This is a genomic window from Rhodopseudomonas infernalis (assembly GCF_022271405.1).
Lineage (GTDB): Bacteria > Pseudomonadota > Alphaproteobacteria > Rhizobiales > Xanthobacteraceae > Rhodopseudomonas > Rhodopseudomonas infernalis.
Genome location: NZ_JAJNAL010000003.1, coordinates 176,686 through 199,862, shown reverse-complemented (window position 1 = coordinate 199,862; position 23,177 = coordinate 176,686). Strand labels below are relative to the sequence as shown.

Annotated in this window: 21 protein-coding genes; 11 read left to right on the top strand and 10 right to left on the bottom strand. The window is 64.5% G+C overall.

The genetic code is table 11. From position 1 onward, the window contains the following. The first annotated feature begins 35 nt into the window (after positions 1-35). Positions 36-1,052: an LLM class flavin-dependent oxidoreductase gene (locus tag LPW26_RS04330; protein ID WP_238733048.1), complete on the top strand. Its 1,017-nt coding sequence runs from the start codon at positions 36-38 to the stop codon at positions 1,050-1,052. A 108-nt stretch (positions 1,053-1,160) separates the two neighbouring features. On the opposite strand, the gene LPW26_RS04325 is transcribed toward LPW26_RS04330, so the two are convergent. Continuing rightward, positions 1,161-2,024 (bottom strand): prephenate dehydratase, encoded by an 864-nt coding sequence (locus LPW26_RS04325; RefSeq protein ID WP_238733047.1) that lies wholly within the window; start codon positions 2,022-2,024, stop codon positions 1,161-1,163. 60 nt (positions 2,025-2,084) lie between these two features. Continuing rightward, a complete protein-coding gene (locus LPW26_RS04320; RefSeq protein WP_238733046.1) occupies positions 2,085-2,822 on the bottom strand; it encodes a 3-deoxy-manno-octulosonate cytidylyltransferase in 738 nt (245 codons plus the stop codon). A gap of 210 nt (positions 2,823-3,032) precedes the next feature. Here LPW26_RS04320 and LPW26_RS04315 point away from each other — a divergent pair, with 210 nt between their 5' ends. The 9 genes from LPW26_RS04315 (at position 3,033) to LPW26_RS04275 (ending at position 12,958) form a co-directional block, all read left to right on the top strand. Beyond that, positions 3,033-3,584, top strand: a complete 552-nt coding sequence (locus LPW26_RS04315) for a c-type cytochrome (RefSeq protein ID WP_238733045.1) — start codon at positions 3,033-3,035, stop codon at positions 3,582-3,584. A gap of 302 nt (positions 3,585-3,886) precedes the next feature. Beyond that, positions 3,887-5,794 carry an extracellular solute-binding protein gene (locus LPW26_RS04310; protein WP_238733044.1) on the top strand — a complete coding sequence of 636 codons (1,908 nt, stop codon included), beginning with the start codon at positions 3,887-3,889 and terminating at the stop codon, positions 5,792-5,794. Positions 5,795-5,808: 14 nt separating this feature from the next. Then, entirely contained in the window at positions 5,809-7,686 is a 1,878-nt protein-coding gene (locus tag LPW26_RS04305) for an extracellular solute-binding protein (RefSeq protein ID WP_238733043.1), read from the top strand. Further along, complete coding sequence (locus LPW26_RS04300; protein WP_238733042.1) at positions 7,687-8,796, top strand: microcin C ABC transporter permease YejB; 1,110 nt, start codon at positions 7,687-7,689, stop codon at positions 8,794-8,796. Continuing rightward, on the top strand, positions 8,796-9,974 hold the full coding sequence (locus tag LPW26_RS04295; protein ID WP_238733041.1) for an ABC transporter permease: 1,179 nt from the start codon (positions 8,796-8,798) through the stop codon (positions 9,972-9,974). The genes LPW26_RS04300 and LPW26_RS04295 overlap by 1 nt, the downstream gene beginning before the upstream one ends. Positions 9,975-10,005: 31 nt before the next feature. Further along, on the top strand, positions 10,006-10,233 hold the full coding sequence (locus LPW26_RS04290; protein ID WP_238733040.1) for a hypothetical protein: 228 nt from the start codon (positions 10,006-10,008) through the stop codon (positions 10,231-10,233). Further along, complete coding sequence (locus LPW26_RS04285) at positions 10,208-10,675, top strand: type II toxin-antitoxin system VapC family toxin (protein WP_238733039.1); 468 nt, start codon at positions 10,208-10,210, stop codon at positions 10,673-10,675. The genes LPW26_RS04290 and LPW26_RS04285 overlap by 26 nt, the downstream gene beginning before the upstream one ends. Continuing rightward, positions 10,675-12,312, top strand: coding sequence for an ABC transporter ATP-binding protein (locus tag LPW26_RS04280; RefSeq protein ID WP_238733038.1), 1,638 nt, complete (start codon positions 10,675-10,677; stop codon positions 12,310-12,312). Before LPW26_RS04285 ends, LPW26_RS04280 begins: the two co-directional genes overlap by 1 nt. 7 nt (positions 12,313-12,319) lie before the next feature. Further along, positions 12,320-12,958 carry an NUDIX domain-containing protein gene (locus LPW26_RS04275; protein ID WP_238733037.1) on the top strand — a complete coding sequence of 213 codons (639 nt, stop codon included), beginning with the start codon at positions 12,320-12,322 and terminating at the stop codon, positions 12,956-12,958. On the opposite strand, the gene LPW26_RS04270 is transcribed toward LPW26_RS04275, so the two are convergent. Together LPW26_RS04270 and LPW26_RS04265 are read right to left on the bottom strand one after the other, a co-directional pair. Continuing rightward, positions 12,942-13,799, bottom strand: a complete 858-nt coding sequence (locus LPW26_RS04270) for a C40 family peptidase (protein ID WP_238733036.1) — start codon at positions 13,797-13,799, stop codon at positions 12,942-12,944. The two genes, LPW26_RS04275 and LPW26_RS04270, sit on opposite strands and share 17 nt — an antisense overlap. Continuing rightward, positions 13,792-15,174 (bottom strand): leucyl aminopeptidase family protein, encoded by a 1,383-nt coding sequence (locus LPW26_RS04265; RefSeq protein ID WP_238733035.1) that lies wholly within the window; start codon positions 15,172-15,174, stop codon positions 13,792-13,794. The genes LPW26_RS04270 and LPW26_RS04265 overlap by 8 nt, the downstream gene beginning before the upstream one ends. Before the next feature lie 108 nt (positions 15,175-15,282). On the opposite strand from LPW26_RS04265, the gene LPW26_RS04260 reads away from it, so the two are divergent. Then, complete coding sequence (locus LPW26_RS04260) at positions 15,283-16,071, top strand: tetratricopeptide repeat protein (RefSeq protein WP_238733034.1); 789 nt, start codon at positions 15,283-15,285, stop codon at positions 16,069-16,071. A gap of 205 nt (positions 16,072-16,276) precedes the next feature. Here the strand turns inward: LPW26_RS04260 and LPW26_RS04255 are convergent, their stop codons facing one another. The 6 genes from LPW26_RS04255 to LPW26_RS04230 are packed head-to-tail and all read right to left on the bottom strand — an operon-like array spanning position 16,277 to position 23,167. Further along, positions 16,277-17,251 carry a type II secretion system F family protein gene (locus LPW26_RS04255; protein WP_238733033.1) on the bottom strand — a complete coding sequence of 325 codons (975 nt, stop codon included), beginning with the start codon at positions 17,249-17,251 and terminating at the stop codon, positions 16,277-16,279. An 11-nt stretch (positions 17,252-17,262) separates the two neighbouring features. After that, a complete protein-coding gene (locus tag LPW26_RS04250) occupies positions 17,263-18,237 on the bottom strand; it encodes a type II secretion system F family protein (RefSeq protein ID WP_238733032.1) in 975 nt (324 codons plus the stop codon). A 13-nt stretch (positions 18,238-18,250) separates the two neighbouring features. Further along, on the bottom strand, positions 18,251-19,696 hold the full coding sequence (locus LPW26_RS04245) for a CpaF family protein (RefSeq protein WP_238733031.1): 1,446 nt from the start codon (positions 19,694-19,696) through the stop codon (positions 18,251-18,253). A 21-nt stretch (positions 19,697-19,717) separates the two neighbouring features. Next, on the bottom strand, positions 19,718-20,995 hold the full coding sequence (locus LPW26_RS04240) for an AAA family ATPase (RefSeq protein WP_238733030.1): 1,278 nt from the start codon (positions 20,993-20,995) through the stop codon (positions 19,718-19,720). Continuing rightward, positions 20,992-21,720: a CpaD family pilus assembly protein gene (locus LPW26_RS04235; protein ID WP_406676963.1), complete on the bottom strand. Its 729-nt coding sequence runs from the start codon at positions 21,718-21,720 to the stop codon at positions 20,992-20,994. The genes LPW26_RS04240 and LPW26_RS04235 overlap by 4 nt, the downstream gene beginning before the upstream one ends. A gap of 19 nt (positions 21,721-21,739) precedes the next feature. Further along, on the bottom strand, positions 21,740-23,167 hold the full coding sequence (locus LPW26_RS04230) for a type II and III secretion system protein family protein (RefSeq protein WP_238733028.1): 1,428 nt from the start codon (positions 23,165-23,167) through the stop codon (positions 21,740-21,742). Positions 23,168-23,177 lie beyond the last annotated feature (10 nt).

The following is a 23,177-nucleotide window of genomic DNA, read 5'->3' as shown; positions in this document are numbered from 1 at the left end:
TTGCGCGAGATGCATCTGCATCTTAGTTTAACGGGATGCTGCCGCTTTCCATTCTCGACCTCTCGGTCGTCACCTCCGGCACGCCGCCTGCGGCGGCGCTGCGGAATTCCATCGATCTGGCCCGCCATGCGGACCGGCTCGGCTACGAGCGTTACTGGCTCGCCGAGCATCACAACCTGCCGTCGGTCGCCAGCCCGGCGCCCGAGATCATGATCGGGCAGATCGCGGCGGTGACCGAGCGGATCCGCGTCGGCTCCGGCGGCGTGATGCTGCCCAACCACGCGCCGCTGATGGTCGCCGAGCGCTTCAAGATGCTCGAGGCGCTGTTCCCCGGCCGGATCGATCTCGGCATCGGCCGCGCGCCCGGCACCGATCAGGCGACGATGCACGCGATGCGTCGCCGGCTCGATATCCGCGAGGGCGACGATTTCCTCGAACGGCTGCAGGAATTGACGCTGTGGGAGACGCGCGGCTTTCCGGCCGGCCATCCCTATAACAACGTCATGGCGATGCCGAACGACGTGCCGCTGCCGCCGATCTGGCTGCTCGGCTCCAGCGACTACAGCTCCGAACTCGCCGCGCAGGTCGGCATGGGCTTCGCCTTCGCGCATCACTTCGCGTCCTACGATGCGGTCGAGGCGCTGACGCATTATCGAGCCCGCTTCCAGCCCACGCGCTGGCGGACGGCGCCGCACGGCATCCTCGCTGTCGCGGCGGTGGTCGGCGAAACCGATGCGGAAGCCGAGCGGCTGGCGCTATCGATGGACGTCAGTCGGCTGCTCCGCGATCGCGGCCGTTACGTGCCGCTGCCGAGCATCGAGGAGGCGCAGGCCTATTCGCTGACCGACGCCGACCGCGCCTCGATCGCCCGCAACCGCTCGCGCCTGTTCGTCGGCAGCCCCTCGACCGTTCTGCAGATGCTGCAGCCGTTGATCAAGGCCAGCCAGGCCGACGAACTGATGGTCATCACCGCGATCTACGATCACGAAGCGCGAAAGCGCAGCTACACGCTGCTCGCCGAAGCCTTCAAACAGCAGCAGGCCGCAGCTTAATTTGCTAGCGTTTCAAGGTCGTCATTGCGAGCGTAGCGAAGAAATCCAGCCCTGTGCACGGCGCTTTTGGATTGCTTCCTCGCAATGTCGGGGATAGTCCTTGAACGATTAGGAGCTTGAACGCTCCATAAATGTCGCCCGGAACGGGTGGCCCGGATAGACCCCGACGATCCGGAATTCGCGCGAGAAGAATTTCAGTTCTTCCAGTGCGAAGGCAAGGTTGCGGTCTTCGGGGTGGCCGTCGACATCGGCATAGAACTGCGTCGCGAAGAAATTGCCGTCGACCATATAGCTTTCCAGCTTGGTCATGTTGACGCCGTTGGTGGCGAAGCCACCCATCGCCTTGTACAAAGCGGCCGGCAGGTTGCGCACCCGAAACACAAACGTCGTCACCAGCGGCCCCGAGCCCTGCGCTGCCCAGCGCGGTTCGCGCGCCAGCACGACGAAGCGCGTGGTGTTGTGCGCCTCGTCCTCGATGTCCTCGGCCAGGATGTCGAGGCCGTAGATCTGCGCCGCCAGCCGCGACGAGATCGCCGCGCAGCTCTTGTCGCCGCGTTCGGCGATCATCCGCGCCGATCCGGCGGTGTCGCCGGCGACGATCGGCCGGAGTCCAAATTTGCGGATGATGCGCCGGCACTGGCCGAGCGCGTGGACGTGGCTCTCGACCGTCTTGATGTCCTCGAGCTTGGCGCCCGGCACCGCGACCAGCTGATGCCGGATCGGCAGAAACCATTCGCCGACGATGAACAGGCCGGACTGCGGCAGTAGATGATGGATGTCGGCGACTCGGCCGGCCACCGAATTCTCGATCGGGATCATGCCGAGATCGGCTTCGCCCGAGCTGATGGCCGCGAGCGCGTCCTCGAAGGTGGCGCAAGGCATCGCCTCGGCGGTGGGATAGGCGTCGCTGATCGCGATATGCGAGTTCGCGCCGGGTTCGCCCTGGAAGGCGATTTTCAAGATCTTGGTCATGGCAGTCCTAGCTTCTGGCCGGCGTTCTAGCAGCCGCAGCGGTTTTCGCCAGAGGGGGGCTCAGCCGGCCAGCACGCGGCGGGCCGTTTCGAGGTCGGCCGGGGTGTCGACGCCGCGCGGTACGGCATCGACGATGCCGACGTCGATCCGCATGCCGGCTTCGAGCGCGCGCAGCTGTTCGAGCTTCTCACGCTGTTCGAGCGGCGAGGGCGGCAGCGCCACGAAGCGCTCCAGCGCCGTGCGGCGGTAGGCATAGAGGCCAATGTGATGATAGCGTGGGCCGTCGCCATAGGGCGCCGTGGCGCGGGTGAAATACAGCGCGCGCAGCAGGTTCGGGCCGATTGGCGAGCCGACCACTTTCACCACGTTCGGATTGGTGGCTTCTTCCTCGGTATGGATCTTGGCGGCCAGCGTCGCGATGTCGACCGCCGGGTCGGCGAGCGGTGTCAGCACCGCGCCGATCTGCTCGGGCCGGATGGTCGGGAAGTCGCCCTGCAGATTGATCACCGTTTCGATGCTGCGGTCCGGGTCGAGCGTCTGTAGCGCCTCGTGGATGCGGTCCGAGCCCGACGGATGATCCGCGCGCGTCATCACGACCTCGCCCCCATGCGCCCGAACCGCATCGGCAATAGCCGGGGTGTCGGTGGCCACCGCGACCCGGCCGATGCCGGCAGCGGTTGCACGGCGCAGCACGTGGACGATCATCGGCGCGCCGGCGATGTCGAGCAGTGGCTTGCCGGGCAGCCGGGTTGCGGCCATGCGGGCGGGGATCAGGACGAGCGTACGCGGTGAGGTCATTGGGGGCGCGGGTGCAAGTCCCGCCTCATGGCAAAACCGGCCGACCAGGGCCATTACCGGGACGGTATCAGGCTGGTTGAAGGCCGCGAATGACAGGTCTTATACGGGTTGCCAGAGCACGGGCAAACCGATATCTCATCAGAAAAGAACAGTTGCGACTGCAAACTAAAAACAATCCAGACGTCGGTCTGACGGGAGCGCGAGCGAACCATGGATTCTTTTGAACTGAACAAGATTCTCGGCGCCGTTCTTGCCACCTGTCTGGTGTTGCTGCTCACGAATTTTGCCGCCAAGGCTATCTTCACCCCGGACAAAGTTGAGAAGCAGGGCTTCGCGATCGCCGTGAAGGAAGCCGAGCCGGCGCCGGGCAAGGACGCCGCCGCTGCAGCGCCCTCGGAGCCGATCGAGAAGCTGCTGCAGACCGCGTCGGTCGACAAGGGTATGGCTTCGTCGAAGAAGTGCGGCGCCTGCCACACCTTCGAGAAGGACGGCCCCAACCGCGTCGGTCCCAACCTCTATGGAATCGTCGGCGAGAAGCGCGGCGAGGGCCGCAACTTCAACTTCTCGGCCGCCATGAAGGCCAAGGGCGGCGAGTGGACGTTCGAGGAGCTCAACAAGTTCCTCGCCAGCCCGAAGGGCTACATTCCGGGCACCGCGATGAGCTTCGCCGGCATTTCGAACGACAAGGAACGGGCCGATCTGATCGCCTATCTCAACAAGAATTCGGACAAGCCCGAAGCGATCCCGACTGCTGCCAAATAGCCGCCGGCCTGCTGGCTGACCTATCGATCAGACGATGTTGTCGAACGGCCGGGGCCTCCCCGGCCGTTTTTGCTTGCGGATCACGCTGTCCTGATCGGGACGTTTCGCCGCAACGCCGCCGGGCGCGGGGTGCTATCGTTCGCCAAATCCGGCATAATCGGCCGAATCCTCGCCTTATATTGCGGCTTGAGTGCGATCCTTGATGTCCAAATCTTAAGAACCAAATCCTGAGACCATGTGCTGAGATCAGCCTGGATTCAGATCCCATCTTGCCAGTGCGACGCCAACAGGAATTCCAGATCGTGACATTGACCCGACGACATCTTCTGCAGGCCGGCGCGGTGGCAGCGGCTACCCCGGTCCTCTGCCTCGGTTCCGGCCTGCTGGCGAGCGTGCCTGCTGCGGCCGAGGGTGAGGCGGACAAGCTGACTTCCGGACTGACCTGGCGGCACGGGCTTTCACTGTTCGGCGAGGTCAAGTACCCGGCCGACTTCAAGCGGTTCGACTACGTCAATCCGGATGCCCCGAAGGGCGGCGTCGCACGGCAGATCTCGATCGGCACATTCGACAATTTCAACCTCGCGGTCGCGGGCGTGAAAGGCAACATCGCGCCGGCCGTGGGCTATCTCTACGAGACGCTGATGACCCAGTCGCAGGACGAGGTCGGCACCGAATATGGCCTGCTGGCCGAATCGGCCGCGCATCCGGACGATTTCTCCTGGGTCGTGTACCGGCTGCGCGCCAACGCCCGCTGGCACGATGGCAAGCCGGTGACGGCCGACGACGTGGTGTTCTCGTTCGAGTCGCTGAAGAAGTTCAGTCCGCGCTACGCCTCCTACTATCGCCACGTGCTGAAGGCCGAGAAGGCCGGCGAGCGCGACATCCGCTTCACGTTCGACGGCCCCGGCAATCGCGAACTGCCGACCATCGTCGGCGAGCTGGTGATCCTGCCGAAGCACTGGTGGGAAGGCAGCGACGACCAGGGCCGCAAGCGCGACATCTCCGCCACCACGCTGGAGAAGCCGCTCGGCTCCGGCCCGTACCGCATCAAGGAGTTCGTCGCCGGTCGCTCGATCGTGCTCGAACGCGTCAAGGATTACTGGGGCGAGCAGCTTCCGGTGCGGATCGGCCAGAACAATCTCGACGAACTGCGCTTCGAGTTCTTCCGCGACAACACCGTCGCGCTCGAAGCCTTCAAGGCCGATCAGGCCGACTGGATCATGGAGAATTCCGCCAAGCAGTGGGCCACGGCCTACGACTTCCCCGCAGTCGCCGACAAGCGCGTGGTGAAGGAGGAATTCCCGATCAACGACTCCGGCCGGATGCAGGCCTTCGTCCTCAACACCCGTCGCGACATGTTCAAGGACGCCCGGGTGCGGCGCGCCTTCAACTACGCGTTCGATTTCGAGGAAATGAACAAGCAGCTCTTCTACGGCCAGTACAAGCGCATCAACAGCTACTTCGAGGGTACCGAGCTGGCCTCGAGCGGCCTGCCGGAAGGCGCCGAGCTGGCGATCCTCGAACCCGTGCGCGACAAGGTGCCGGCCGAGCTGTTCACGCAGCCCTACACCAACCCGGTTGGTGGCAATCCCGAGGCGGTGCGCGGCAATCTCCGCGAGGCGATGCGGCTGGTGAAGGAAGCCGGCTTCGACATCAAGGACCGCAAGCTGGTCGATCCGTCCGGCAAGCCGGTGACGGTGGAGATGCTGGTTCAGGATCCGTCGTCGGAGCGCATCACGCTGTTCTACAAGCCGTCGCTGGAACGGCTTGGCGTCACCGTGTCGATCCGCGTGGTCGACGATGCGCAGTACCAGAACCGCATCCGCGCCTTCGACTTCGACATCATCACCGACCTGTGGGGCCAGTCGCTGTCGCCTGGCAACGAGCAGCGCGAATATTGGGGCTCGCAGGCGGCCGATCAGCCGGGCTCGCGCAACTCCATCGGGATCAAGAACCCTGCGGTCGATGCGTTGATTGAAAAGGTGATCTTCGCCACGGACCGCGCCACGCTGGTGGCGGCGACGCGTGCGCTCGATCGCGTGCTGCTGTGGAATTTCTACGTCGTGCCGCAGTTCACCTACGGCTTCATGCGCTACGCGCGCTGGGATCGCTTCAGCCACGCCGAACTGCCGAAATACGCCCGCTCGGGCCTGCCGACGCTGTGGTGGTACGATGCCGAGAAGGCCGCCAAGATCGGTCGGCGCTCTTGAGGAGCCGCCCGCGTATGTCGCAGCTCAACCGCCGCGAAGTTCTCGTCCTCGGCGTCGGCGCTCTGGCCGCGACGCAGCTTAACCCCGCATCCGCAGCCGATGGCGACACCGTCGCGCACGGCATGTCGGCGTTCGGCGATCTGAAGTATCCGGCCGATTTCAAATATTTCGACTACGTCAATCCGAATGCGCCGAAGGGCGGGGTGTTCTCGACCATCCCTTCGGTGCGCGCCTTCAATCAATCGTTCCAGACCTTCAACTCACTCAACGCCTTCATTCTCAAGGGCGACGGCGCGCAGGGCATGGGGCTGACCTTCGTGTCGTTGATGGCTCGCGCCGGCGACGAGCCGGACGCGATGTATGGTCTCGCAGCCTCGGCGGTGGCGATTTCTGCCGATGGACTGACCTATCGGTTCACGATGCGCCCCGAAGCGCGCTTTCACGACGGCAGCAAGCTGACCGCGAAGGATGCGGCGTTCTCGCTGAATATCCTGAAGGCCAAGGGCCATCCGATCATCACCCAGCAGCTGCGCGACTTCATCAAGGCGGAAGCGACCGACGACGCGACGCTGGTCGTCAGCTTCGCGCCGAAGCGTGGCCGCGACGTGCCGCTGTTCGTCGCCGGCCTTCCGATCTTCTCGGAGGCCTACTACGCCAAGCATCCGTTCGACGAGTCGACGATGGACGTGCCGCTCGGCAGCGGCCCCTACAAGGTCGGACCGCTGGAGTCCGGCCGGTACATCTCGTTCGAACGCGTCAAGGGCTGGTGGGGCGAGAAGCTCCCGGTCAGCATCGGCGCCAACAATTTCGATACTGTGCGCTACGAATTCTATCGCGATCGCGACGTCGCATTCGAGGGGTTCTCCGGCCGCAGCTATCTGTATCGCGAGGAGTTCACCTCGCGGATCTGGCATACACGCTACGACTTCCCGGCGATCCGCGACGGCCGCGTCAAGCGCGAGCAGCTGCCGGACGAGACGCCATCCGGCGCGCAGGGCTGGTTCATCAACACGCGGCGCGACAAGTTCAAGGATCCGCGCGTGCGCGAGGCGATCGGCTGCGCGTTCGACTTCGAATGGACCAACAAGACCATCATGTACGGCACCTATGCGCGCACGGTGTCGCCGTTCCAGAACTCCGACATGATGGCGGTCGGCCCGCCTTCGCCGGAGGAGCTGGCGCTGCTCGAGCCGTTTCGCGGCAAGGTGCCTGACGAGGTGTTCGGCGCGCCGTTCATGCCGCCGGCCTCCGACGGCTCGGGGCAGGACCGCACGCTGCTGCGCCGCGGCGGCCAATTGCTCACCGAGGCGGGCTTCGTCATCAAGGATCGCCGCCGGCTGACACCGAGTGGAGAGCCTTTCCACATTGAATTCCTGCTCGACGAGCCGGCGTTCCAGGCCCACCACATGCCGTTCGTGAAGAACCTCGGGACACTCGGCATCGAGGCGACGGTCCGGCTGGTCGATCCGGTGCAGGCGCGGGCGCGGCGCGACGATTTCGATTTTGATATGGCGATCGAGCGTTTCAGCTTCTCGACCGTGCCGGGCGACGCGCTGCGCAACTTCTTCTCGTCGCAGTCGGCCGCCACCAAGGGCTCGAACAATCTCGCCGGCATCGCCGACCCGGCGATCGACGCGATGATGGATCAGGTGATCGCCGCCGACACCCGCGCCAAGCTTGTGATCGCGGCCCGCGCGCTGGACCGGCTGATCCGCGTCGGCCGCTATTGGGTGCCGCAATGGTACTCGTCGACGCATCGACTGGCCTATTGGGATGTGTTCGATCATCCGTCCAATCTGCCGAAATACACCGGCGTCAATGCGCCGGACCTGTGGTGGTCGCGGAGCAATCCGGCGGCCGAGCGAACCGATCCGAAGGGCGAGGCGAAGTAGATGGCGTCCTATATCCTTCGCCGTATTTTGCTGATGGTGCCGACGCTGCTCGGCATTCTGTTCGTGTCCTTCGTGGTGGTGCAGTTCGCGCCTGGCGGCCCGATCGAGCGGGTGATCGCGCAGCTCTCCGGCGCCGACACCGGCGCCGCCTCGCGCGTGTCAGGATCGTCGGGCGGCGACTTCGGCAGCCGCCCGCAGGCCGGCGCATCATCGGATGCGGTGAACTCGAAATATCGCGGCGCTCAGGGGCTCGATCCGGAATTCGTCAAGAGCCTGGAAAAGCAGTTTGGGTTCGACAAGCCGGCGCCCGAGCGCTTCGCCATCATGCTGTGGAATTTCGCGCGGTTCGACTTCGGCAAGAGCTACTTCCGCGACGTCAGCGTGCTCCAGCTGATCAAGGAGAAGCTGCCGGTCTCGATGTCGCTCGGGATCTGGATGACGCTGCTGACCTATCTGATCTCGATCCCGCTCGGCATCCGCAAGGCGGTGAAGGACGGTTCGAAATTCGATACCTGGACCTCGGCGGTGATCATCGTCGGTTTCGCGATCCCGGGCTTCCTGTTCGCGATCCTGCTGATCATCCTGTTCGCCGGCGGCTCGTTCTTTTCCTGGTTCCCGCTGCGCGGACTGACCTCTGACGGCTGGAGCCAGTATCCCTGGTACTGGAAGATCCTCGACTATTTCTGGCATCTGGCGCTACCGTTGACCTCGATGGTGCTCGGCGCCTTCGCCACCATGACGCTGCTGACCAAGAACTCGTTCCTCGACGAGATCCGTAAGCAATACGTCATGACGGCGCGCGCCAAGGGCTGCAGCCAAACCCAGGTGCTGTATGGCCACATCTTCCGCAACGCGATGCTGATCGTGATCGCCGGCTTCCCCGGTGCCTTCATCCACGCCTTTTTCTCCGGCTCGCTGCTGATCGAGACCATCTTCTCGCTCGACGGGCTCGGCCTGCTCGGATTTGAGAGCGTCTTGAACCGCGACTACCCTGTGGTGTTCGGCACGTTGTTCATCTTTTCGCTGGTCGGACTGGTCGTCAATCTGGCCTCGGACCTCACCTACATGTGGATCGATCCGCGGATCGACTTCGAGGCGCGGGAAGTCTGATGACACTGATCGCACGCGAACCGGTCGAAAGCACCACGCAGGCGCCGCTCGGCGAAGCCGTGCCGCCGACGCGCCATCGGCTGTCAGTGTCACCGCTCAACCGGCGGCGCTGGCAGAACTTCAAGGCCAACCGGCGTGGTTACTGGTCGTTCTGGATCTTCCTGGTGCTGTTCGGCGTCTCGCTGTTCGCCGAATTCATCGCCAACGATCGCCCACTGATGATCCGGTTCGACGGCCACTTCTACTTCCCGGCGGTCGTGACCTATTCGGAAACGACGTTCGGCGGCGACTTCGAGACCGCCGCGGACTATCGCGATCCGTTCTTGCAGAAGCTGATCGCCGACAAGGGCGGCACCATCATCTGGGCGCCGATCCGTTATTCGTACGGCACCCACAATCTCGATTTGCCGACCCCGGCGCCGTCGAAACCGACCTGGCTGCTGACCGAGGCGGAATGCAAGACGGTGGTCGAGAAGAAGGGCGTGCGTGGCTGCAGCGACCTTGAGTACAATTGGCTCGGGACCGACGATCAGGGGCGCGACGTGGTCGCGCGGCTGATCTACGGCTTTCGTATTTCGGTGCTGTTCGGCCTCAGCCTGACCATCATCTCCTCGGTGATCGGAATCGCTGCCGGCGGCATCCAGGGCTATTTCGGCGGCTGGGTCGATCTCGGCTTCCAGCGCTTCATCGAAGTATGGACCGCAATCCCGTCGCTGTACCTGCTTCTGATCCTGTCCTCGGTGCTGGTGCCGGGCTTCTTCGTGCTGCTCGGCATCCTGCTGCTGTTCAGTTGGGTGTCTCTGGTCGGACTGGTGCGGGCCGAATTCCTGCGCGGCCGCAACTTCGAGTACATCATGGCGGCGCGCGCGCTCGGCGTCTCCAACGCCAAGATCATGGTGCGGCATCTGCTGCCGAACGCGATGGTGGCGACCATGACGTTCCTGCCGTTCATCGTGTCGTCCTCGGTGATGACGCTGACGGCGCTCGACTTCCTCGGCTTCGGCCTGCCGCCCGGCTCGCCCTCGCTCGGCGAATTGCTGGCGCAGGGCAAGGCCAACGTCCAGGCGCCCTGGCTCGGCTTCACCGGCTTCTTTGCGGTCGCGATCATGCTGTCGCTGCTGATCTTCATCGGCGAAGCCGTCCGCGACGCCTTCGACCCCCGCAAGACGTTCAGGTGAGGATGTGGTAGGGTGAGCGAGGAGCAGGGCCATGAACAAGATCGTGTTCGAGCATTATCCGGCTGCGAAACTTCCTGACGAGATGCAAGCCAGGGTGGGGCCCTCGTCGACGGTGACGGTCGTTCTGACGGTAGAGGAAACGCCACCCGAGAAGGTCATGACGCTGGATGAGATCTTCGCGCTGCGTCGCCCTCCCTTCCGCACCAAGGAAGAGATCGACGCTGATCTGCGTCGTGATCGAGACGATTGGGATGACTGAGCCGTCCGCGCGTCGCATCTATCTCGATGCAAATGTCTTCATCTACGGTGCGGAGGCGCGCGCCGAGCTTGCGGAGCCCATCCAGAACTTGTTTCGCGTGTTCAACGCCCGCCGCGGGATCGCCGTGACAAGCGAGCTGACGCTGGCGGAAGTGCTTCCCAAGGCCGCCAATTTCCAAAAACGCTACTACTTGAACTTGATCGCCTGGAGCGGGATTGTCGAATTGCATCCTATTAGTCGGAACATTCTGATTGAAACTGCATCGTACCGTCGGACGGCCGGAATGCCGAAGCTGGCAGACGCGATCCATGTTGTGACGGCCGTTACCACCGATTGCGCCAGCGTTCTCTCGGCCGACTGCCGCATGAAGTTGCCCGAGGGTATGTCATTGATCGATGCAACTCCGCAGAATGTTTCACGACTCATTCACGAGCTCACCTGATGGACGCCCTCAACCAACCTCTGCTCTCCGTCGACGACCTCTCGGTCGCTTTCCATCAGCAGAGCGGTACGACGGTCGCGGTCGATCGGATCTCGTATCAGATCAAGCGCGGTGAATGTGTCGCTCTGGTCGGCGAGTCCGGGTCCGGCAAATCGGTCAGCGCGCTGTCGATCCTGAAGCTGCTGCCGTATCCGACGGCGTCGCATCCGACCGGGCAGATCAGGTTCAAGGGCCGCGAGCTGCTCGGCATGTCGGAGAACGATATCCGCGAGCTACGTGGCAATGAGATCTCGATCATCTTCCAGGAGCCGATGACCTCGCTCAATCCGCTGCATACGATCGAGGCGCAGCTCAGCGAGATCCTGCAACTGCACGGCGGGCCGCGCGGCGCCAAGGGGCGGGCGCGGATCATCGAACTGCTGACACAGGTCGGGATTCCCGAGCCGGAAACGCGGCTCGGCAGCTATCCGCATCAGCTCTCGGGCGGTCAGCGCCAGCGCGTGATGATCGCGATGGCGCTTGCCAATGAACCGGATCTGTTGATCGCCGACGAGCCGACCACGGCGCTCGACGTCACCGTGCAGGCGCAGATCCTGGCGCTGCTGGCCGACATCCGCGCGCGGCTCGGCATGAGCATGCTGTTCATCACCCACGATCTCGGCATCGTCCGGCGGATCGCCGACGTGGTCTGCGTGATGCACAATGGCAAGATCGTCGAGCAGGGACCGGTCGAACAGGTCTTCACGGCTCCGCAGCACGCCTACACCCAGGCGCTGCTGGCGGCCGAGCCGAAGCCGGACCCGGCGCCGCCTTGTCCCGAGGCGCCGGTGGTGATCGCTGCCGACGATCTGAAAGTGTGGTTTCCGATCAAGCGCGGCCTGCTGCGCAAGACCGTCGGCCACATCAAGGCGGTCGACGGAGTCACGCTCGCGGTCCGCAAGGGCGAGACGCTCGGCGTGGTCGGCGAATCCGGCTCCGGCAAGACCACGCTGGGGCTCGCGCTGCTACGGCTGATCGCGTCCGAAGGGCCGATCGTGTTTCTCAGTACCAACATCCAGGGGCTGAAATTCAAGGAGATGCTGCCGCATCGCCGCGACATGCAGATCGTGTTTCAGGATCCGTTCGGCGCGCTCAGTCCGCGCATGTCGGTCGGCGATATCGTCGCCGAAGGGCTGCGGGTGCATCAGCCGCAACTGTCCGAAGAGCAGCGCGAAGAACGCGTAGTCAAGGCGCTGAAGGACGTCGGCCTCGATCCGGCGACGCGCTTCCGCTATCCGCACGAATTCTCCGGCGGCCAGCGCCAGCGTATCAGCATCGCCCGCGCCGTGGTGCTGGAGCCGAACTTCGTCGTGCTGGACGAGCCGACCAGCGCGCTCGATATGCTGTTTCAGGCCCAGATGGTCGACCTGTTGCGTGAGCTGCAGCGCAAGCGCGAGCTGACCTACATGTTCATCTCGCACGACCTTCGCGTGGTGGCCTCGCTCGCCAGTCATCTGATCGTCATGAAGCAGGGCAAGGTGGTCGAAGAAGGCCCCGCGGCGGAGCTGTTCAAACACCCGAAGACCGACTATACGCGTGCGCTGTTTGCCGCCGCGTTCCGGCTCGAGACCGCTCCGGGTGGCGCCGCCGCGCAATAGGTGTTTGATGACGGAAATCACCGGGGTTGATGAGCTCGCTGACCGCGAGGCGGACGTGACCTTGTCTGCCCCCGAGGTGATCGGTCGCGGCTTCATGACCTACGAGCGCTATGAGGTCTCGTTACGCCGCGACGGCGAGCCGCCGTTGCTGCAGCGGCGCGACGTGCTGCGCGCCAGCCGCGTTGCGGCGGTGGTGCCGATCGATCTGGCGCGCGACAAGGTGGTGCTGATCCGGCAATTCAGACTGCCGGCGCACCTCGCTACCGGTCGCGGTGACATGGTCGAGATCGTTGCCGGCCGTGTCGAGGACGGTGAGGCGGCAACGACGGCTGCGCGGCGCGAATGCCTCGAGGAAATCGGCGTGGCGCCGGATCGATTGACCGAGCTCTACAGCGTGCTGCCGACGCCGGGCTTCACCGACGAGCAGATCACGTTCTTCGCCGGCTTTCTCGATTCCAGCGCGGTCTGCGAGCGCGGCGGCGTTGCCGACGAGAACGAGGATACACAGCCGTTCGTCGTCTCGATCGACGAGGCGCTGGCTGCACTTGGCGATGGCCGCGTCGCCAATGCGCTGCTCTACAGCGCGCTGCAATGGCTGGCGCTCAACCGCGCGCGCCTGCAGGAGCTGTTCAGCCGAGCCGCTTGATCGTCGTCAGCACGCTGCCGCTCGCCGCGATGCGGGCGATCGCGTCCCGCATCGGTTCGATCGCGGTGGCCATGTGATACGCGTTGGCGTGCACGATGCTGTCGGCATCGCGCGCGATCGCGACGTGGCCTTTCCAGAACAGCAGGTCCCCGCGCTGCAGTCGTGTCTGCTCGGAGATCGGCACCGACACACCGAGCGCCGCTTCCTGCATATCGCTGTCGCGCGGAGCAGCGATGCCGCAGGCCACAAGCGCGGTCTGTACCAGGCCGGAGCAGTCGATGCCGAGACTGCTGCGTCCGCCCCACAGATATGGCGTGCCGACGAAACGTTCGGCGACTGCAACGAAATCGGACTCCACCACATCGAGCGCGGCGACATGCCAGCGCGGCACATGCCAGCCCTCTTGCGTCACCGCGAAATTATCGTCCTGGCGCACGATCGCGAGCCGCGCGCCGAGCGACAGCGTCTCGGCCGGCGGCAGTTTGATCGAAGGACCATGGAAGGCGAAGGTGCGGAGCGCCGTCACTTTGTGCGTGGGCTCTGCTTGCGGCCGATACAGGGTGATGTCCGGCAGCCAGCCGACATAACCGTCGCTGGCGAGTTGGCCCCAGGCCCAGCCTTCATCGGTGCGGTCGTAGATCGTGACGCGTTCGCCCTTCAGCGCCTCGGTCTCCAGCATCGCGCCGGAAAACGGCTCGCGCCGCACCGCCGCGACGCCGGTCGTGACCTCGAACACTTCGCCTTCGACGAACCGCGGGGCGCTGACTTGGCCTTCGAGATGTTTGGCGGCGAGGTCCGGGCGGGCCGGCGTCAGTCGCGGATCGAGCTTCGGATCAGCCATAGCGTTGGCTCAGCAGCGCGAAGATCGCGCGCGCGGCCTGGCATTCGCCGCCTTCGGGGCGCGCCGGCTTCGACTTCGGGGTCCAGCCGTAGATGTCGACATGCAGCCAGATTTTGGCGCTCTCGACGAAGCGCTGCAGGAACAGCGCGCAGGTGATCGAGCCGGCAAAGCCGCCCGACGGCGCGTTGTTGATGTTCGCCACTTTGGAGTCGAGCCACGAATCGTAAGCCGGCCACAGCGGCAGCCGCCACAGCGGATCATTCTCGGCTTTCGCGCAGCGGGCGACGTCGAGCGCCAGCGCTTCGTCGTTGGTGTAGTAGGGCGGCAGATCGGGACCGAGCGCGACGCGTGCGGCACCCGTCAGCGTGCCGAGATCGATCAGCAGGTCGGGCGCTTCCTCGTCGGCGAGCGCCAGCGCATCGGCCAGCACCAGCCGGCCCTCGGCGTCGGTGTTGCCGATCTCGACGGTGGGGCCCTTGCGCGACGGATACACGTCGAGCGGGCGCATCGCATTGCCGGCGACGGAGTTCTCGACCGCCGGGATCAGCACGCGCAACCGCACCTTGAGCTTCGCGTCCATGATCATCGAAGCCAGCGCCAGCACGTTCGCGGCGCCGCCCATGTCCTTCTTCATGATCAGCATCGCGCTTGACGGCTTCAGATCAAGGCCGCCGGTGTCGAAGCAGACGCCCTTGCCGACCAGAGTCACCTTGGGATGGGCTGCATCGCCCCAGGTGATATCGATCAGCCGCGGCGCGCGTGTCGCCGCCATGCCGACTGCGTGAATCAGCGGGAAGTTCTGCGTCACCAGTTCATCGCCGACGATGCTGGTGAAGGTCGCGCCGAACCGCTGCGCCAGCGCTTGTGCGGCCTCCGCGAGTTCAGCCGGTCCCATGTCGTTCGCTGGCGTGTTTATCAGATCGCGCGCCAGCGTCGCGGCCTCGACTGCGCGCACGATCGCGGCAATGTCGGTACCCTCCGGCGGCACCAGCTTGATGGCCGGCGGCTCCGCTTTGCGATAGCGGCCGAATTTGTAGGTGCCCAGTGCGAAGGCGAGCACGGCCAGCCGGGTGTCGTGCGGCGCATTTGCGAACCGATAGGTGCCGGACGGCAGCAGCCCCGGCAGTTGTCCGGCGCGGAATGGATCGGCGCTGCGCGCATCGGCTTCGTCGAGGCCGAACAGAACGTGCTCGATGTCGCCGTATGCATTCGGCAGTGCCAAGAATTGCCCAGGTTTGCCGCTGTAGCCGTGCGCCCGCGCGAAGCGCCGCGCCGCCGCCGGCAAGCTCTCGCACAGCGCCTCCCAGCTGGACGTGGTGACAAATGAAATCGGAATGGCTTGGGGTTCCGGAGCAGCAGCGAACAGCGAGGACATGCACGGTCTTTCGAGAAGCGGCGAGAGGGCGGATTAACCCAAGATTAGGGTTAACGGTCTATTGCTGGCGGTACATACGTTGTTCAAGTCGGTCGTGAGTAATTTGCCATGCGCCAGCTTCCTTGTCTTGCCCGGTTTCTCGCATCCGCGGTTCTGACCACAGCGATGGCGACGGCGCTGGCCGGTTGCCAGACCGCCGGCATGTCGGGCATCACCGGAGCGCTCAATGCTCGCGCCGAAGCTCCCGCCGATCCCAATCGAACCGCGGAGATCGCCGGCGATAAGTATCGTGCCAACCCCAAGGATCCGAGCGCGGCATTGGCTTACGGTCAGGCCCTGCGCGCGATCGGCCAACGCTCGCAGGCCGTGGCGATGCTGGAGCGTGCGACGCTGAGCAATCCGGGCAACAAGGCTGTGCTGGCCGCATATGGCCGTGCGCTCGCCGACAACGGCAATTTCAGTGCCGCGTTCGACGCGCTGTCGAATGCGCATAGCCCGGACAATCCCGACTGGCGCATCTTATCGGTCCAGGGCACGGCGCTCGATCAGATGGGCCGCCATGATGAAGCAAGGCGCTACTACGCGAGTGCGCTGAAGCTCGCTCCCAGCGAGCCGTCGGTGCTGTCCAATCTCGGCATGTCCTACGTGCTGACCAAGGAACTGCCGAAAGCCGAAGATACGCTGCGGCAGGCCTATTCCAGCGCTCGCGCCGACGCTCGCGTGCGGCAGAACCTGGCGCTGGTGGTCGGCCTGCAGGGCCGCTTCGTCGAGGCCGAGAGTATCGTGCGGTCGGATCTGCCGCCCGAAGAAGCCGCCGCCAATGTTGCCTATCTGAAGCAGATGCTGGACGGCAAGGCTGCGCCTCGCCGCGGCGGCGTGCTCGCGTCCGGCGAGTGACCGCCGACGACAGTTCGGTTGCCGAGCTGCTTCTGCTTAGTCCGCTGTCACCATCAGCGGCGGGGCTCGTCGGCCATCCGCGCCTTTTTGCTCGGCAACTCGAAGAACATTTATGCCCGGCATTCGGCCGGGCATAAATGTTGTACGATTGCGGGCGTATTCCAGCCGTGGCTTGTCTCGGGACCGAGAGGTCCCGTTGACCGCCTCACTGCATCGCCGAGACCTTGATGGCGGTCGGGCCAAGGATCACGACGAACAACACCGGCAGGAAAAACACAATCATCGGCACCGTCAGCTTCGGCGGCAGCGCGGCGGCTTTCTTTTCGGCTTCGTTCATGCGCATGTCGCGGTTTTCCTGCGCCATAACGCGCAGGCTGTGCCCGAGCGGCGTGCCATAGCGCTCAGCCTGCTGCAGCGCCAGGCAGACCGACTTGACGCCATCGAGCCCGGTCCGGGCGGCGAGGTTTTCATAGGCTTGCTTGCGGTCCGGCAGATACGACAATTCGGCGGTGGTCAACGTCAATTCCTCGGCGAGCGGGATAGACTGCGAGCCGATCTCGATCGAAACCCGGCGAAAGGCAGTTTCGATCGACATGCCGGACTCGATGCAGATCAGCAGCAGGTCGAGCGCGTCGGGGAAAGCGCGTCGGATCGAAAGCTGACGTTTGGTGATCGCGTTCTTCAGGAACAGCATCGGCGCCTGCATGCCGAGGAAGACGGCGGCGAGGCACATGCCGACCTTGATTGGCGTCGTTTGCTGCAGATTCGATAGCAGGAACACGTAGATCGCCGCCGCAAGGCCGAATGCGATCGGCATCACCATGCGGAAGAACAGGAAGGTGATGTAGGGCGCCTGGCCGCGGTAGCCGGCCATCACCAGCTTGTCGCGCGCGCTCTCCTGCGCAACCCATTTGGCGAGGTTGAGGTCTTCGACGACTTTGGCGACGAATTGTTTCGGCGCCTGGCGCAGTGACACCCGCTCAGCCTTCGCCAGCCGATCGCGCTCGCGCTGCCGGATACGTTCGCGTTCGCTGCCGACCGCCTTCATCCGCTTGGCCAGCGTCTCGCCGGCGAACATCGGCATCACCAGCGTGTAAACGGTGGCGCTGGCGGCGATCGCGGCCAGCATCATCGTCAGGAAGTGGACGTCGTGAAGCTTCTCAACGAGAAAATCGATCATGTCAGTCCTCGTCAGAAGTCGAAGTTGATCATCTTCTTCATCACCATCACGCCGACGGACATCCATACCACGCATGCGGCGAGCATTAGCTGGCCCATCGGATGTGTCCATAACAGCGAGATGTAGTCGGGTGTCGACATGTACACGAGCAGCATCACGATCGGCGGTAGCGAGCCGATGATCGCCGCCGAAGCTTTCGCTTCCATCGACATCGCCTGAATTTTTTCGGCCATCCGCCTGCGATCACGCAGCACCTTCGACAGGTTGCCGAGCGCTTCCGACAGATTGCCGCCGGATTTCTGCTGGATAGAGATCACGATGCCGAAGAAATTCGCCTCCGGCAGCGGCATGCGTTCGTAGAGACGGACACATGCATCGCCGAGCGGCATTCCGATCGCCTGGGTCTCGATGATCGAGTTGAACTCGCTCTTCAGCGGCTCTGGCGCATCGGCCGCCACCACTTTGATCGACTCGAACAGCGGCAGGCCGGCCTTGATACCTCGCACAATCACGTCGACCGCATCGGGTAGCGCCTTCAGGAATTTGCTCTCGCGCCGCTTCTTCAGGAAGCTCAGCGTCCAGCGCGGCAGGCCGAAGCCGGCCGCGAACGCCATCGGGGTGGCCGCGAGCAGGCCGCCGTCGAACAACATCACCAGCGCGAAAACCACGGCGCCGAGGCTGACCGAAATCGTGATGAACTTCTTAGGCGTCCAGTCGAGACCGGCCTGGGTCAGCCTATTGTTCAGCGGAACATTCTTCTGCTTCGCGTTGCGCGCTTCGATTTCGCGCAGCGAGACCTCTACCTGCTCGCGTCGCGAGCGCTGGGACCTTTCGACCTGCCGCACCGCCGGCGTGTTCCGCGCGACATGAGATCGGCGCTTCTCTGCCTGCTTCTCGCCGGACATCAGCGGATAGAGGAAAACCCACGCCAGGCCTCCGACGGCGGTCGCGGCGAAGAACGCGAGAGCGAGCGTTTGCATCTGCATCGACCCGCTCTCCTCAGACGTTGCTGGCGACTTCGGCGGCGTCGAGAGCCGCCGCGAGCCGCTTTTCCTCGCCATAATAGCGCGCGCGTTCCCAGAATTTCGGCCGTCCAATGCCGGTCGAGCGGTGCCGGCCGATGATGTGGCCGTTGGCGTCCTCGCCGATCATGTCGTAGACGAACAGATCCTGGGTGATGATGGTGTCACCTTCCATCCCCATCACTTCGGTGATGTGGGTGATGCGACGCGAGCCGTCGCGCAGACGTGCGGCCTGAATGATCACATCGATCGACGCGCAGATCATCTCGCGGATGGTCCGCGACGGCAGCGAGAAGCCGCCCATCGTGATCATGGATTCGCAGCGCGACAGCGCCTCGCGCGGGTTGTTGGCGTGCAGCGTGCCCATCGAGCCGTCGTGGCCGGTGTTCATCGCCTGCAGCAGGTCAAACGCTTCCGGTCCGCGGACTTCGCCGACGATGATCCGCTCCGGGCGCATACGCAGACAGTTGCGCACCAGCTCGCGCATCGTCACCTGGCCTTCGCCCTCGATGTTCGGCGGCCGGGTTTCCAGCCGAACCACGTGCGGCTGCTGCAGTTGCAGTTCGGCCGCGTCCTCGCAGGTGATGATGCGTTCGTCGGCGTCGATGTAGTTGGTGAGGCAGTTCAGCAACGTCGTCTTGCCGGAACCGGTGCCCCCGGAGATCAGAACGTTGCACCGACTGCGGCCGATGATCTGCAGGATCGCGGCGCCGTCGGGCGTAATCGCGCCGAATTTGACGAGCTGATCGAGCGTCAGCTTGTCCTTTTTGAATTTGCGGATGGTGAGCGCGGGGCCGTCGATCGCCAGCGGCGGCACGATGGCATTGACGCGGGAGCCGTCGGCGAGGCGGGCGTCGCAGATTGGCGAGGATTCGTCCACACGCCGGCCGACCTGGCTGACGATGCGCTGGCAGATGTTGAGCAACTGCTGATTGTCGCGAAACCGAATACCGGTGCGTTGGATGCGGCCGGCGACTTCGATGTACACTGTGCCGGCGCCGTTCACCATGATGTCCGAGATGTCGTCCCGTGACAGCAGCGGTTCGAGCGGGCCATAGCCGAGAACGTCATTGCAGATATCGTCGAGCAGTTCTTCCTGCTCGGCGATCGACATCACGATGTTCTTGATCGCGATGATCTCGTTGACGATGTCGCGTATCTCCTCACGAGCCGACTCGCCGTCCAGCTTGGCGAGCTGCGCCAGGTCGATCGCTTCGATCAGCGCGCCGAAGATCGTCGCCTTGACCTGGTAATACGTGTCGGAGCGCCGGTTTTCCGCCGGAGACGCGCTGCGCGTGGGCGCGAGCGGCGGCGACGACATCGCAGCCGCCGTGTCGACGCCGCGTCCGACCGGCTCTGAAGCCAGAACGACTGGCTTCGGACCGCGTTCCTCTTGATCTGAGCTGCTACGCTTACCAAACACGAGAACACTCCAGTGGGCGCGCTATTTGGCCCGCAGCTTCTCCAAGATCGGTCCCAGGAGGCCGCCTTTAGGCTTCTTGGCTTCGCCGCGTCCGGTCAGGCGCTGCGCGATCTGCAGAAACATATCGGTGACCTTGTGGCTCGCCGCGATCTCCGCGATCATCTGGCCGTTGTTGGCGGCCAGGCCGAACATCTGCGGGTCGAAAGGGATGCTGACGATCGGTTGACTCTCGATCGCCTTGGCGAATTCGCTGGCGCTGATCTCGGGCCGCTTCGGCACGCCGACCTGGTTCAGACAATACAGCGGCGGCCTGTCGTTGGGACGCGCCGCGCGGAGCAGGTCGTATAGGTTCTTGGTATTCCGCAGATTGGCGAGATCCGGTGCGGCGACGATCAGGATGTCGTCGGCATTGATCAGCGCGCGCTTGGTCCATCCCGTCCATTGATGCGGCACGTCGAGGACGATGCAGGGCATCGTGGCGCGCAGCGTGTCGAAGATCGAGTCGAACGCCTCGCTTCCGAAATCGTACACCCGCTCCAGCGTCGCCGGTGCGGCCAACAGGCTGAGATGATCGGTGCATTTCGACAGCAGGCGATCGACGAACGCAGTGTCGACGCGGTCGGGCGAAAACACCGCCTCGGCGATGCCCTGCGGCGGGTCTTGGTTGTAGTCGAGGCCGGCGGTGCCGAAGGCGAGATCGAGATCTGCGACGACGGAATCAAGGGCCAGATCCCGGGCGATCGCCCAGGCGACGTTGTGCGAGATGGTCGAGGCGCCGACGCCACCCTTGGCGCCGACCACTGCGATGATCCGGCCGACCGCCTTGGCTTCCGGCGCCGAGAACAGGTTACAGATCGAACGCACGACGTCGATCGGCTCGACCGGTGCGATCGAGTAGTCGCTGACGCCGCGGCGGACCAACTCGCGATACAGCGTCACGTCATTGACCTTGCCGATGACGATGACGCGGGTGCCGGGATCGCAAACCGTGGCGAGTTGATCGAGGCCGGCGAGAATGTCGCTGCGCGGGTCGGTTTCCAGAATGATGACGTTCGGCGTCGGTGCCGAGCGATAGGCTTCGATCGCGGCCGCCATGCCACCCATCTGGATCTTGAGATGAGCCTTGGCCAGGCGGCGGTCTTCGCCGGCGGCCTGCACAGCCGCGGCGGTCTCGACCGACTCGCAGAAGGCCTGCACCGATACGCGAGGAGCCGGCGCGATGTGCTCGTCCGACGCTGCGGACGACGCGGGCGTGCCGGTCTCGGGGGTGTCCTGATTATGGCGTCCGTAGCTGATCATGGTCCCACGTTACTCAGTTGGGCCTTGTCGGTGGTTTGCGGCTTGGTGGTGCGGTAGGTATCGAATGTGACGGCACGGCGGGCTGTGTAGGGCGGCGTCTCGGCGCGCGGCTGCACCAGATCCGACGGGTTTTCGACCATCGCGGCCAGATTGCGCTGGTTGGCGCAGCCAAAATTCCAGTACTGGCGGTTGTCCAGATAGCCCTTGTTCTTGATCGACGGGCCGATGTCCTCCGGCCACAGTCCGCACGGTCCGGCCACTGCCGCGACCTTCGGGTACAGCAGGCGGATCGCCGCGAACGTGCGCGGGTCAGTCGGGTGAAACGGCTTCACGATGACGCCGCGGGGCGGGACGCCCGCGCCAGCGAGCACCGCCTGAATCTCGCGGACGGTTTCGCCGGCCGCGCGGGCGTTCGGCGTTCCCGACGGCACCTCGGCGATGATCGAACCGGTGCCCTCGCGCAGCCACTCGCGTCCGAACGCCATCACATCGCTACGCTGCGGCGATGTCAGCCCGCCGCGGCCATTGCCGACGAACAACACGAGGCTGCGGTCGGCTTCCTGGATGGCGATCGGGTGGCGCTGCCGATAGTCGAGCGGGATGCTCGCGGTGACGTCTTCGGTGCGCGAGGTGTGGGTGCAAGCGCCCAGCGCCATCGACACGGCGGCCAAAGTAGCGCCGACACTTAGGCTGCGACGTGCACGAGCGGGTAGCATGGGAATCATTATCCTGTCCTCGTCCCGCTCAATCGGTGATGAAGCCGAACCGGCCCCGATAGTTCTGACCCTGGGCGACGGCACGGCCGGGCACGCCGTAGATGCGGTTGATGTTGCCGAGCAGATCGGATTGCGGATCCGACGCGTCGGCGAAGCCGTCGTCTGGCCGCGACAGATCCTTCTGCGCCACGGCGCGCACCACGTAGGGCGTCACCAGAACCATCAGTTCGGTCTGGCGGTTGATGTAGTCGCGGCTGCGGAACAGGGTGCCGAGCACAGGCAGCTGGGTCATACCGGGCAGGCCGTTGATGGCTTGCTTGGTCTGGTCCTGGATCAAGCCGGCCATCGCCAGCGAGCCGCCCGACGGAATTTCGACCGTGCTGTCGACGCGGCGTGTCTTGATTGACGGCACCGACAGGCCACTGATCGTGATTGCGTTGTCGCTCGAGACTTCCGAGACTTCCGTCGACACCTTCAGGCTGATCTTGCCTTCGCTCAACACCACCGGGGTGAAGTTGAGCAGCACACCGAACTTCTTGAAGGTCACCGACGGCGTACACAGGCTGTTGGTACAGGTCACGCCGCTCGGAACGGGGAATTCGCCGCCGGCCAGAAAGCTAGCCGGTTCGCCGGAAATCGCCGTCAGGTTCGGCTCAGCGAGCGTGCGCACCACGCCTGCGCTCTCCATCGCCCGCAGCGTGGCCTGCACCGACGGGCCGTTGCCGAACGAGGTCGTCAGCGCGTTGCCCGCCACCAGCGCTTGGCCCGACTGGGTGAACGGATTGCTGTTGGAGAACTTCACCACCGAGGTGCCGTAGCTCATATTGGCGGTGAGATCGACGCCGAGCTGCTTGATGATGTTGCGCTGCACCTCGGCGACGGTGATCTTCAGCATCACCTGGTCGCGGCCGCGGATCGCGATGTTGTTGACGACCCTGCTGGGGTCGCCCGTCAGCCGCGCAGCGAGATCGGCAGCCTGCTGCGCCTCGATGGCGGTCGCCGCCGAGCCGAGCAGCATGACGCCGTCGCCGAGGCCCTCGACGTGAATGTCCGCATTAGGGATCGACTGGCGCAGGGCGGTGCGGATGCCGTTGAGATCGCGGGTCACGGCGATGTCGTAGGCGCCGATCTGCTGACCGCTGGCGTCGAAGAACACGATGTTGGTTTGGCCGACGGCGGCACCGATGATGTAGGCGCGCTGCGCCGAACGCACCACCGCATTGGCGATCTTGGGATCGGCGACCAGTACGTCCTTGATGTCACGCGGCAGGTCGATCACCACCGATTTGCCGATACCCAGCGCGAGCGGACGAGCGTTCAAGCCGGACATCTGGGACGGCGCCTGGCGATAGTCGCTGGCCTGCACCGGCAACACCGGCAGCAACGTCAGCGCGGCGAGTGCCATCGCCGTGCCCTTCAGGGTCCGGACGAATCGGTGATTGGTCCCGCGGTACATTTCCGTTCCT